This window comes from Pseudomonas sp. HMSC065H01 (genome assembly GCF_001815235.1).
Lineage (GTDB): Bacteria > Pseudomonadota > Gammaproteobacteria > Pseudomonadales > Pseudomonadaceae > Pseudomonas > Pseudomonas aeruginosa.
The window spans coordinates 88,765-100,315 of record NZ_KV819873.1; the positions used below are offsets into that span (position 1 = coordinate 88,765).

The 11,551-nt window shown below is 64.1% G+C and carries 10 protein-coding genes; 5 read left to right on the top strand and 5 right to left on the bottom strand.

Features of this window, described 5'->3' with window-relative positions; all coding sequences use genetic code 11:
* Positions 1-109 precede the first annotated feature (109 nt).
* The gene (ctpH, locus tag HMPREF3014_RS12995) at positions 110-1,816 is read left to right on the top strand and encodes a methyl-accepting chemotaxis protein CtpH (protein WP_073647895.1); all 1,707 of its coding nucleotides are present in this window, start codon (positions 110-112) and stop codon (positions 1,814-1,816) included.
* A gap of 126 nt (positions 1,817-1,942) precedes the next feature.
* Here ctpH and HMPREF3014_RS13000 read toward each other — a convergent pair whose 3' ends face one another.
* A complete protein-coding gene (locus HMPREF3014_RS13000) occupies positions 1,943-2,455 on the bottom strand; it encodes an anti-virulence regulator CigR family protein (RefSeq protein WP_003090028.1) in 513 nt (170 codons plus the stop codon).
* 356 nt (positions 2,456-2,811) lie between these two features.
* Between HMPREF3014_RS13000 and HMPREF3014_RS13005 the strand changes: the two genes are divergently transcribed.
* Positions 2,812-4,299, top strand: coding sequence for a SulP family inorganic anion transporter (locus HMPREF3014_RS13005; protein ID WP_023087449.1), 1,488 nt, complete (start codon positions 2,812-2,814; stop codon positions 4,297-4,299).
* Between the two features lie 250 nt (positions 4,300-4,549).
* Here HMPREF3014_RS13005 and HMPREF3014_RS13010 read toward each other — a convergent pair whose 3' ends face one another.
* The gene (locus HMPREF3014_RS13010) at positions 4,550-4,759 is read right to left on the bottom strand and encodes a hypothetical protein (protein ID WP_023087448.1); all 210 of its coding nucleotides are present in this window, start codon (positions 4,757-4,759) and stop codon (positions 4,550-4,552) included.
* A 256-nt stretch (positions 4,760-5,015) separates the two neighbouring features.
* Between HMPREF3014_RS13010 and HMPREF3014_RS13015 the strand changes: the two genes are divergently transcribed.
* A complete protein-coding gene (locus tag HMPREF3014_RS13015) occupies positions 5,016-6,779 on the top strand; it encodes a cyclic di-GMP phosphodiesterase (protein ID WP_003102498.1) in 1,764 nt (587 codons plus the stop codon).
* A 58-nt stretch (positions 6,780-6,837) separates the two neighbouring features.
* On the opposite strand, the gene HMPREF3014_RS13020 is transcribed toward HMPREF3014_RS13015, so the two are convergent.
* From HMPREF3014_RS13020 to lecA, 3 genes are all read right to left on the bottom strand, one after another.
* A complete protein-coding gene (locus tag HMPREF3014_RS13020) occupies positions 6,838-7,245 on the bottom strand; it encodes a hypothetical protein (RefSeq protein ID WP_003102495.1) in 408 nt (135 codons plus the stop codon).
* 121 nt (positions 7,246-7,366) lie between these two features.
* Positions 7,367-7,708: a hypothetical protein gene (locus HMPREF3014_RS13025; protein WP_003120049.1), complete on the bottom strand. Its 342-nt coding sequence runs from the start codon at positions 7,706-7,708 to the stop codon at positions 7,367-7,369.
* Positions 7,709-7,980: 272 nt separating this feature from the next.
* Positions 7,981-8,349, bottom strand: coding sequence for a PA-I galactophilic lectin (lecA, locus tag HMPREF3014_RS13030; protein ID WP_023087447.1), 369 nt, complete (start codon positions 8,347-8,349; stop codon positions 7,981-7,983).
* A 647-nt stretch (positions 8,350-8,996) separates the two neighbouring features.
* Here lecA and HMPREF3014_RS13035 point away from each other — a divergent pair.
* Complete coding sequence (locus HMPREF3014_RS13035) at positions 8,997-10,202, top strand: tyrosine-type recombinase/integrase (RefSeq protein WP_034017100.1); 1,206 nt, start codon at positions 8,997-8,999, stop codon at positions 10,200-10,202.
* Entirely contained in the window at positions 10,199-11,362 is a 1,164-nt protein-coding gene (locus HMPREF3014_RS13040; RefSeq protein WP_034017102.1) for a PDDEXK nuclease domain-containing protein, read from the top strand. The genes HMPREF3014_RS13035 and HMPREF3014_RS13040 overlap by 4 nt, the downstream gene beginning before the upstream one ends.
* Positions 11,363-11,551 lie beyond the last annotated feature (189 nt).

The window sequence follows — 11,551 nt, forward strand, 5'->3', positions numbered from 1 at the left end:
GCAGAACATCCATGCCAGCTATTTCCCTTCGTCGGCTCTGGCCCGGCCCCTGCGTCGTCCTCAAGTTGTCAGATCCGCTGTCGATACTCTGCGAGCCGGAACACGCGCCATGCCCGCCTCGCCGGGCCACAGGGACGTCCTCGGCTGCCTCGTCGCAGCCTGCGTGCCGGTCCAACCTGGCAATCCATCGAGGCGTTCCATGCTGCAACAATCCCTACGTGCGCAAATCCTTGTCCTGCTCGGCGGCAGCCTGGCTGCGCTGCTACTCATAGCCCTGGCCTGCTTCGGCTCGCTGACCGGCGACGTACGCGCCTACCGCGAGCTGCTCGGCGGCCCCGTGCGGGCGGCGCAACTGATCGACGAGGCCAACCTGCAATTCCGCGGCCAGGTCCAGGAATGGAAGAACGTCCTGCTGCGCGGACGCCAGGCAGAGGCCCAGACGAAATACTGGAGCCAGTTCGAAGCCCAGGAGCGAGCGGTGCAGGACATCCTCGGGCGCCTGGGCAGCGTGGCCGAAGGCGAGTTGAAGGATCGTGTCGAACGCCTGCGCGAAGAGCACCGGCGACTCGGTACGGCTTACCGACAAGGCAGGCAACGGTTCCTCGAGGCGGGCGCCGACCCCATCGCCGGCGACCAGGCGGTGGCCGGCATCGACCGCGCCACCACCGCGCAGATGCAGGCCCTGCGCGACGAACTGCACCAGGCCAGTGATCTCCATTCCTCCTCCATCAGCGCGGAGGCCCGGCGCACCATGCTGCTCGGCAGCCTGGTGCTGATCGGCGCCAGCCTGGCCGTCGCCCTGCTCAGCCTGTGGCTGGTCAACCGCAACCTGGTCCGTCCGGTGCAACGCCTGATCGAGCACATCGCCCAGCTCAGCCATGGCGACTTCGGCGAGCGCATCGAGATCCGGCGCAAGGACGAACTCGGCAAGCTGGCCCTGGCCGCCAACACCCTGCGCGACTTCCTGGTGGACATCTTCGACCGGCTGCGGCGCAGTACCCGCGACCTGGACAGCGCCAGCGGCTCGCTGAACGCGATCGCCAGCCTGATGGCGGCCGGTACCCGCGAGCAGTTCAGCCGCACCGACCAGGTCGCCACGGCGATGCAGGAAATGTCCGCCACCGCCCAGGAAGTGGCGCGCTACGCCGGCGACGCGGCCAGGGCCGCCGACGAGGCGGACGATTCCGCCCAGCGCGGCGAAGACGTGATGGAAGAAACGATTCGCAGCATCGGCGAGATGCGCAAGGAGATCGACCATACGGTGGAGGTCATCCGCCAATTGGAAAGCGATAGCGGCAGGATCGGCAAGGTCCTCGACGTGATCCGTGGCATCGCCGAGCAGACCAACCTGCTCGCCCTCAACGCGGCCATCGAAGCCGCCCGCGCCGGCGATGCCGGCCGTGGCTTCGCGGTGGTCGCCGACGAGGTCCGCACCCTGGCGCAGCGCACCGCCGAGTCCATCGCCGAGATCCACCAGATCATCGATACCGTGCAGAACGGCGCGGTGAATGCCGCGCGCGCCATCGAAAGCGGGCAGTCGCGCAGCGAGGCCGGTGCCGAGCAGGTTGCCAACGCCGGCGCCATGCTGCGCCAGATCACCGCCTCGGTCGAATCGATCCGCGACATGAACCGCCAGATCGCTACCGCCGCCGAGGAACAGACCGCCGTGGCCGAGGACATTTCCCGCAACCTCACGGAAATCGCCTCGATCGCCTCCAGCAACCAGGAACAGGTGGAGCAGACCGAAGCCGCCAGCCGCGATCTCCACGGCCTCTCCGCGCAACTGGGCGATGCCCTGCAACGCCTGCGGGCCTGACCTGGGGTAAGGAAACGACTTCCATGAGGTAAGGCGGACAACCGCAACGCGATTATCCGCCGCTCCAACGGGGGGTCATGGCGGATAGCGTTGTGGCGCTATCCGCCATGCACAGCCAGGGTTCGATCAGTCGAGGACGTTGTCCAGCACCTCGTAGATCAGCCCGGTCGCCACCGCCACCAGCAGCAGGTCGGTGCCGGCCTGCATCCACTCGTAGCCGTCGTAGTGCGGCAGCCGGCCTAGCAGGCGGCCGTCGAGTTTCTTGGCGATGCCGGGCGGCAGCGGCTTGCCGCGCGCCAGGTTCTTCTGGATGCCGGGCGGCAGGGCCGGCCCCGGGTTCCAGTAGCCGCGGTTGTCGCCGAGGATCACCCGTACCCCGCCGACGTCGATACGCGGTCCCGAGTCCCAGTTGCCGCCGCCGTTGCCCTTCTGGCCGGCGCCGCCGCCCTTGTTGCCGGGGCCGCCATGGTTGTCGTGGCCACCCTGGTTGCCTTTGTTGCCCTTGTTACCCTTTCCGCCGTCCATCTGGTTACCGTGCGGGTTGCCCTTGCCATTGCCCGGGTCGGCCAGGACGGCAGGCGTACCGCCGATCAGGGACAGGCTCACGACCAGCGCGAGCACAGAACGAGTGTTGAACATGATGATGTTCTCTCCATGCGAGGACGATCCCTCGATAGCTTAGAACCGTTTCGCTTGTTTGGTTCCATGCCGTCGATCGCGACGCACCCCAGGGAAAGCCCGAGCTGCCGGCTTGGTCGAACCTGTCGAATCGGCTATGCTGCCGCTCCCTGCAAGCGACTACCCGCTACTCCCCGATGACCTGGCTGCCCACTCCGCCATAGCCATGCCTGCCCCTTCCGGCCACGGTCCGAACGACCGTGGCCAGCGTTCGTTCGCCTGAACGCCTGTCGTCATCCCTTGTTTTTTCCAATGCCATCCCGCGGCCCGCGCTGTCGACCGACTGCACGGGCCGTGCCTCGCCCCTGGGTATCCCGATGCTACAGACGCTGAAACAGAACTGGTTCTCCAACCTCCGCGGCGACCTGCTCGCCGGCCTGGTCGTCGCCCTGGCGCTGATCCCCGAGGCCATCGCCTTCTCCATCATCGCCGGGGTCGACCCGAAGATCGGCCTGTACGCCTCCTTCAGCATGGCGGTGGTGATCGCCTTCGCCGGCGGCCGTCCGGGAATGATCTCCGCCGCGACTGGCGCCATGGCGCTGCTGATGGTCAACCTGGTGAAGGACCACGGCCTGCAATACCTGCTGGCAGCGACCCTGCTCTGCGGCGTGCTGCAGATACTCGCCGGCTACCTGCGCCTGGGTTCGCTGATGCGCTTCGTCTCGCACTCGGTGGTGACCGGTTTCGTCAATGCCCTGGCGATCCTCATCTTCATGGCCCAGCTACCCGAACTCACCGATGTCGGCTGGCCGGTCTACGCGATGACCGCCGCGGGCCTGGCGATCGTCTACGGCTTCCCGCACCTGCCACGGATCGGCCGGCTGCTGCCCTCTCCGCTGGTATGCATCCTGGTCCTCACCGGCATATCCATCTACCTGGGCCTGGACATCCGCACCGTCGGCGACATGGGTCAGTTGCCCGACAGCCTGCCGCTGTTCCTCTGGCCGGACGTGCCGCTGAACCTCGACACCCTGCTGATCGTCCTGCCCTACTCCGCCGCCCTGGCGGTGGTCGGCCTTCTGGAGTCGCTGATGACCGCCACCATCGTCGACGAGATGACCGACACCGGCAGCGACAAGAACCGCGAATGCAAGGGCCAGGGCCTGGCGAACATAGCCACCGGCCTGCTCGGCGGCATGGCTGGCTGCGCGATGATCGGCCAGTCGGTGATCAATGTTAAATCCGGCGGGCGCAGCCGGCTCTCGACCCTGGTGGCCGGCGTCGCGCTGCTGCTGATGGTGGTGTTCCTCAGCGACTGGGTCGGGCGGATTCCCATGGCGGCCCTGGTGGCGGTGATGATCATGGTATCCATCGGCACCTTCCGCTGGGAGTCGATCCGCAACCTGAAGCGCTACCCGCTATCGACCAACCTGGTCATGCTGGTGACGGTCGGCGTGGTCCTCGCCACCCACAACCTGGCCTTCGGCGTGGTCGCCGGCGTTCTCCTGGCCTCGCTGTTCTTCGCCAACAAGATCGGGCACTACCTCGATATCGACAGCGAACGCTCCGCCGACGGCACCCGCCGCCACTACCAGGTGAGCGGGCAGGTGTTCTTCGCGTCGTCCGGCAGGTTCGTCGCTGCCTTCGACCTGAAAGAGACACTGGAGCATGTGCTCATCGACCTGCGCCACGCCCACCTGTGGGACGTCACCGCCGTCGCGGCACTGGACAAGGTGGTCCTGGGCTTTCGCCAGCGCGGCGTGCAGGTCGACGTGCTGGGCCTGAACGCCGCCAGCGCGACCCTGGTCGATCGCTTCGGCGCCTACGACAAGCCGGGCGCCGTGGACATTCTCCCCGGCCATTGAGCGAAGCGCCACTCGGCGGGCAGGCATGGGCTGGCCCTTCCGCTGTGGCGAAGAGCCCGCCGCTCCTTCAGTAAATCGCGGAAGAACTGTTCGAAGATGACGACATGCAGGCTGGCGCGTTGTAGCGATCCGGCGATTCGGAAGCTTCCTCCGGGTCAGTGGCTGGCCTGCGAAGACTCTCCACGTATCAGTGCTGACAGGGGGCAGCACGGGGATACAGCGCTGCATCGGTGCCTGCGCGCCCGGAGGCCTAGCGCCCGGGGCGGAAGAAGGCGCGAAAGGTGTCGAACGCCAGCACCAGAAACAGCATCGGCATGAGCAACGGGACGAAGGCGGACATGGCGTCCTGGTAAGGCCGCCCCAGCCACCACAGGAAGAGGCTGGCGCCGCCGATCAGCAGGATGACGAGAAGGATGACGAACTTGCAGAGGCGCGAGGCGAAGGAGAGCGTGTCGGACATGTCTTTTCTCGGTGGAAGCATGTGCGACCGTTTTAGCGAGCGGTGATGCTGGCCGATATAGGAAGAGTCCGTTTACCAGGTAATCGATTTCGCAGAGCTGGCGTCGGCGTCGAAGGCCGTACCGGCATGACCGCGATCAACCTCCACGCCCTTTCATCGCTGCAATCTGGGAAAAGAGCCCGCGCTCCACGAAATAAAGGCACAATGACATCATTGATTGCCGATGCCCGACATCGCAGTAGCCCAGGAGTCCAGCATGGCAACCCCACCCTATCCCGAGGACGAGCATTCGAGACAGGCCTACGTCGACCAACTCGGTCTGCTGGAAGAAGGTGCGGACGAGGTATTCGAGGAAATCCTCGCCGCCGCTACGTCCTACTTCCAGACGCCCATCGCGCTCATTTCCATCCTCGACCATCAGCGCCAGTGGTTTCGCGCGAGCATCGGCCTCGATATCCGGCAGACGCCGCGACGGGATTCGTTCTGCGCCTATGCGATCCTGGGCAAGGGAGTATTCGAGGTGGCCGACGCCACCCTCGACCCGCGCTTCCGGGACAACCCCTATGTGCAAGGCGAACCGCGCATCCGCTTCTACGCCGGGGCTCCGCTGGCCACCGCGGAAGGTCTCAACCTCGGCAGCCTCTGCGTCATCGACCGGGAACCACGCGGGCCGCTGGCCGAGCGGGACGTCGCCATGCTCGAGCACTTCGCCCGGCTGGTGATGGCCCGTATCCATACGCTCCGCTCGACCAACTACATCGACGAGCCAACCGGCCTGTACAACCGTCTCCGCCTGCAGGAGGACGTTTCCCTGCGCCTGCAGCGCGACGGCGCCCTCACCGTGATCGCCGCCGACCTCCTGCCCCTCGCCCTGCTGAATACCATCATCCGTACGCTGGGCTATCCCTTTTCCAACGACCTCATGCTCGAGGCGCGCGACCGCATCCGCGCGGAACTGCCGGATTTCACTCTCTACAAGATCAGCCCGACGCGCTTCGGACTGCTGCTGCCACGGCAGCAACAGGAAGAAACCGAGTCGGTCTGCCTCCGCCTGCTGCGGGCCTTCGAAAGCCCCGTCGTATGTCGCGGGATCCCGATCAAGGCCAACGTGGGCCTCGGCGTACTACCGCTTGCCGACGATCCCCTCGACGGCGATCAGGACTGGCTGCGCCTGGTGGTCAGCGCGGCCGACGACGCCCGCGACCGCGGTGTCGGCTGGGCCCGCTACAACCCGCCGCTGGACCAGGCCCAGCAGCGTGCCTTCACATTGCTGACCTCGCTGTCCCAGGCGATCGGAACCGAAGAAGGCTTCCATCTGGTGTATCAGCCGAAAATCGACCTGCCGACAGGCAGGTGCACAGGCGTGGAAGCGCTGCTGCGCTGGCGGCACCCGCAACTCGGCTTCGTCAGCCCCGCCGAATTCGTGCCCCTGGCGGAGAAAACCGCACTGATGCGCCCCCTCAGCGACTGGGTGCTGCGCCATGCCATGGCCCAGCTGGCGCAATGGAACGCACGGAACATCCCGCTCAGGCTGGCGATCAACGTATCGGCATCGGACATGGAAGACAGCAGCTTCCTGGAAGAGGCCGTCAGACTCGCCAAAACCTACGACATCGACCTTTCCGCCCTCGAGCTGGAATTCACCGAAAGCGTACTCATCCGCGACGCCTCGGCGGTCGGCTCGGTGCTGCTGCGTGCCCGGGAGCTTGGCATGGGCATCGCGGTGGACGACTTCGGCACCGGCTACAGCAACTGGACCTACCTGCGCGATCTGCCAATCACCGCCATCAAGCTCGACCAATCGTTCACCCGCGACCTCGCCGGCTCGCCGAAGGCGCAGAGCGTCACCCAGGCGGTGATCGGCCTGGCCAGCCAGTTGGGTTATCGGGTGGTCGCGGAAGGCATCGAGACCCACGACACCTTCCACCTGCTGCAGGCCTGGGGCTGCCACGAGGGCCAGGGCTATCTGATCGCCCAGCCGATGCTGCCGGAGCAACTGGAGGACTGGCTGCGGCGTTAGCCAACGCAGGCACGTGGAATGGGCCGTACCAGCATGCTCGCCAGCCTCGGCGCGTCGCTCAGGGACTGGCGAGCAAGGCCCAGACCAGATAGATCGAGTAAAGGGTCAGGAGTATCAGTGCCAACAGCACCGCCCTGCTGGCATGGCGCGCAGCCACCCAGCGGGAATTGCGCCCGCAGCGCCAGACCACGACGAGGCTGAGGCACAGGTAGGCCAGCCTAACTAGCTCGACACCGACCATTCCCCACAAGGTCAGGGCCACCGCATGTTCGCCGGGAGCTTCCTGCATCAGCGGATCGACAATGGCCACCATCGCCTGCCTGGCGGCGACGCTGAGCAATAAGAAACCCGCAGCGAAGAACAGCCAGAATGCCTTCCACAGCGGCTGCCCGCCGGAAAGGAAACCTCTCGCAGTCAGCTTCTCCTCGGCCAGGTCCGCCTCTGGGGTCTTGTATGGGTGCTCCATGCCCTGGGTCCTCCCTGCAAACAACGGGCACCCTAGCACATCCCACGCCGCTCGCCTTCTTCAGCGGGCGGCAGACCGTCCGTTGCACCTCGCGATGTTTCCAGCGCTCGGCCGAGCGTCTCTAGCGCGGGCAGGAGACCTGCGTGCCTTCCACCTTGCGGATGTGATCGCGATAGGAGCCGGAAACCAGGATCGATTGCGTGCCGCCCTTCTCGCTGAGAATGCCATCGCAACTGTAATCGCAGCCAGCCTCGATGCTGAGGCACACGTCCTGTCCCTCGAAACGGTACAGGTTGGCAGGCCACCCCGTGCAATCGTACAGGCCTGCGCCAGGGCATTCGACGGCCTCGAGTCTTCCGGCAACGACGATGGTCGAACCTGCCATGTCCTTGAGTTCCTCCGCGGCGCCAGCGGCAATGGAGAAGAGAGCGGGAAATACAACCAGGGAAAGTCGGCAGGGCATCGGCTTCGGTACTGTCTACTATGTGGACGGAATTCTGAATCGGGTCAGGAATCGATATTCCCGTTCAGACCGAAGCGTGTTGAAGCAGTTCCCCGCCCCCACTCGCTCGGTTTCCCACGACCGCGGCAGCTCCAGGAGTTCGATACTCTTGTCATTGGTAGTCGCAACTGCGAAGCGCTGCCTGTCCGTTCATAACGGCCACACGGGCAACTTCACTTTATTTGCATTTAAAAAAAGAGCCCATTCGGGCCCTTTTTTTCCGAGACAAGTTATCAGGACTGATCCTTTCCAATATTGACACTGAACGAGCCGGAGTTATTGCCATAGGTTCCGGGCACGTCGTTGTAGATAAGAGTGATTGCACCCTGGACATTATTGGGTGCAACCCAACGGAACAACCCGGTATTGACCGGAATGGTTCCGCTGTTGCCAATCTTCATGACCAGCGCACCACAAAACGCATCGTGGCAGATCAGCCCTTGGTCCGGATGCTCCCGATCGCCCTGCGGCCCCCATTTCTGGGTAGGTCCGTAACTGGCCCAACCGGCGGCGACGATGGTAATGACATCGCCCGGATTGTAGATAAGCGACGTTACCTGCCCTGCTTCGTTATTAGCCAGAACCTCACCTTTCCAAGCCATGATTGATCTCCGATATATGAATTCCTGTTCATAAACGAAAGAGGCGAAAAACCCTGATTCGCGATCCTTCCCTGTCAGCAAAGCACAGCAACGAGGAAGTACCGCCTACCAATTCATGCAGGAGAAAAGAGGATAATTCCGCCAGTGAATTGAATATATTCGGAAAGGAAATTAAAAAGCAGGAGCAGAAGATAACGACAAAAAATCAAACTTCCAAAGACAACTACTTCAAGCTGCACAAACACTCCCGCACACCAGCCAGGGCGAACCCTATACGGAGCCGTACTAGAATGAAACGCCTCCAAGGCCGAGGAGGGAAAGAAGGCAACGTCGACTCGTTGATTGCCGCGCGATGGCGGGCCGGAAGAAAATCGGGGAAGGAACGCAGAAGTCGGCTGAACGCCAGGAAACACAATGGTGCCCGGAGCCGGGGTCGAACCGGCACGGGGTTACCCCCGAGGGATTTTAAGCCAGAGCATGGCTTCCGCACCGGGGCAACGATAGGGTTGGATGGGGCTTGCTGTAGCAGGTTTTCCAGCTAACCAATGCCTTCCATCATATCCCGGTGCGCGATGCAAACCGCCCCGGTTCCCTTTCGCTTGGCTCCTAGCCGGCCCCTGGAATCGGGGCCTTTAAGGAGCACCCTCATGGCGAAAATCAAACTCACCAAGTCCGTCGTTGACACGGCACAGGCGCAAACCTGCGACGTGGAACTCCGGGATACGCTCGTTCCGGGTTTCTTGTGCAAGGTTACACCAACCGGGCGCAAGGTATTCATGCTTCAGTACCGCACGAACTCCGGCGTGCGGCGCAAACCGTCGCTCGGCCAGTTCGGGGAGCTGACGGTCGAACAGGCCCGATCGCTGGCGCAAGACTGGCTGGCCGAAGTCCGGCGCGGCGGCGACCCCGGACTGGACAAGGCGGATGCCCGCAAGGCCCCGACGGTCAAGGAACTGTGCGGCCGGTTCATGGATGACCACTCCAAGCCGCACAACAAGCCGAGCACCCAGGCCGGCTACCAGTACCAGATCGACACCTTCGTCATTCCGGCCTTTGGAACCAAGAAGGTCCACGAAGTCACGCGCAACGACATTACCGCGCTGATGAAGCGCATGGAGAAGTCGCCCACCCAGGCCAACCGGGTGCTGTCGCTCGTGCGCAAAATGTTCAATCTGGCCGAGCTATGGGGCTACCGGCTAGACGGCTCCAACCCGTGCCGCCATGTGCCCAAGTACCCGGAGAAAGGCTCGACCCGGCTCATTACCGATGACCAGATGGTCAAGCTGTTCGCCTATCTGGACAAGGCCGAGGCCGAGAACTTGGAGCATCCCATCCTCTTGCTGGCCGTCCGGCTGCAATTTGAGTTCGCGGCGCGCATGTCGGAAATCCTGCTGTTGCAGTGGGATTGGCTCGACCTGCCCAATGGCCGGGTGGTCTGGCCGGACAGCAAGACTGGCGATATGTCCAAGCCCTTGAGCGAGGAAGCCAAGCGGCGGCTGACGAGCGCCCCCCGCTATGGCGATTCGCCCTATGTCTGCCCGGCGATCATCGACCACCGCAAGCCCCTCAGCACCCACACCTACTATCAGGGGTGGCGGCGCATCCTTCGCAATGCCGGCGTGCCGAAGGTCGGCACCCACGGCATTCGCCACCGCTCCGCGACCGACATTGCCAATTCGGGTATTCCGGTCAAGGTCGGCATGGCGCTGACGGCGCACAAGACCGTGGCGATGTTCATGCGCTATGTCCATACCGAGGACGATCCGGTGCGCCAGGCCGCCGAACTGGTGGCGACCCGGCGGCAGACCATCACCGGGGCGCGGCAGCAGCAGCCGCAGGAGGCCACGGCATGAGCGCCCGGACGCCCAAGGCATCCAAAGACGCCGCCCTGCCTGCCGGCTACGCCGGCATCCACGGCGGCATCGTGGAACTGCTGGACGCTGCGCGCCAGGCGGCGGCGCGCAGCGTCAATGCGCTGATGACGGCCAGCTATTGGGAGATTGGCCGCCGTATCGTGGAGGCCGAACAACAGGGCAAGCGGCGTGCGGGATATGGCGAGCAGTTGATTGCCCGGCTGTCCGCTGACCTGACCGCGCGCTTCGGGCGCGGTTTCAGCCCGGACAATTTGGAGAACATGCGGCGGTTCTTCGCCGCATACCCTCGGCCCGTGATTTCCGAGGCACTGTCTCGGAAATCGGGTGACGAGCTACCTGCCGAGATTTCCGAGACAGTGTCTCGGAAATTCACCCTGACCGAGCTGGCGCAGGTGTTCCCGCTGCCGTGGTCGGCTTATGTGCGCCTGCTGTCGGTCAAGGACGACCATGCCCGCCGCTTCTACGAAGCCGAAGCGCTACGCGGCGGCTGGAGCGTGCGCCAGCTTGACCGGCAGATCGGCAGCCAGTTCTACGAGCGCACGGCCTTGTCCAAGGACAAAGCGGCAATGCTGGTCAAGGGCGCAGCGCCGAGGCCCGAGGATGCCGTCAGGCCGGACGATGCGATCAAAGACCCCTATGTGCTGGAGTTCCTGAACCTCAAGGACGAGTATTCCGAATCCGATCTGGAGGCCGCGCTGATCCAGCGGCTGGAGGATTTTCTGCTGGAGCTGGGCGAAGGGTTCACCTTCGTCGGGCGGCAGCGACGCTTGCGCATCGACCAGACCTGGTATCGGGTGGATCTTCTGTTTTTCCACCGACGACTGCGCTGCCTGGTCATCATCGACTTGAAGCTGGGCAGCCTGTCCCATGCCGACGTGGGCCAGATGCTCATGTATTGCAACTACGCCAAGGAGCATTGGGCCTATCCCGATGAAAACCCGCCCGTGGGTTTGATCCTCTGCGCCGACAAGGGCCATGCGCTGGCGCGGTATGCGCTGGAAGGCTTGCCGTCGAAGGTGATGGCGGCGAACTACCGTACCGTGCTGCCGGATGCCGAGCTGTTGCAGAAGGAATTGGAGACTACGCGGCGCTTGCTGGAATCGCGCACGTCGAAGCAGCCCAAGAAACTCCAGCAGTAACCGGGCGTCCCGGCGTTCCGCCGTCGGGTTCGCGGGCTGCGCCCCGCGCCTCGTTCCGAGTCACGGCCATTCGGCTTTGACCCCTGACGCCTCCGGCCCTATCGGGCCTGCGCGCTCCGCTTGCCCCGAAAGCCGAGGGTGTGCAGTGGGCGGGTGTGGGCGGTCTTGCTGTTCCCTTCACCGTATCAC

Excerpts from the sequence above, each read along its gene's own strand:
- HMPREF3014_RS13020 (WP_003102495.1), bottom strand. The coding sequence starts at position 7,245 with ATGGAGCACCCATACAAGACCCCAGAGGCGGACCTGGCCGAGGAGAAG.
- HMPREF3014_RS13000 (WP_003090028.1), bottom strand. The coding sequence starts at position 2,455 with ATGTTCAACACTCGTTCTGTGCTCGCGCTGGTCGTGAGCCTGTCCCTG.
- HMPREF3014_RS13010 (WP_023087448.1), bottom strand. The coding sequence starts at position 4,759 with ATGTCCGACACGCTCTCCTTCGCCTCGCGCCTCTGCAAGTTCGTCATC.
- lecA (WP_023087447.1), bottom strand. The coding sequence starts at position 8,349 with ATGGCTTGGAAAGGTGAGGTTCTGGCTAATAACGAAGCAGGGCAGGTA.
- HMPREF3014_RS13040 (WP_034017102.1), top strand. The coding sequence starts at position 10,199 with ATGAGCGCCCGGACGCCCAAGGCATCCAAAGACGCCGCCCTGCCTGCC.
- HMPREF3014_RS13015 (WP_003102498.1), top strand. The coding sequence starts at position 5,016 with ATGGCAACCCCACCCTATCCCGAGGACGAGCATTCGAGACAGGCCTAC.
- HMPREF3014_RS13025 (WP_003120049.1), bottom strand. The coding sequence starts at position 7,708 with ATGCCCTGCCGACTTTCCCTGGTTGTATTTCCCGCTCTCTTCTCCATT.
- HMPREF3014_RS13035 (WP_034017100.1), top strand. The coding sequence starts at position 8,997 with ATGGCGAAAATCAAACTCACCAAGTCCGTCGTTGACACGGCACAGGCG.
- ctpH (WP_073647895.1), top strand. The coding sequence starts at position 110 with ATGCCCGCCTCGCCGGGCCACAGGGACGTCCTCGGCTGCCTCGTCGCA.
- HMPREF3014_RS13005 (WP_023087449.1), top strand. The coding sequence starts at position 2,812 with ATGCTACAGACGCTGAAACAGAACTGGTTCTCCAACCTCCGCGGCGAC.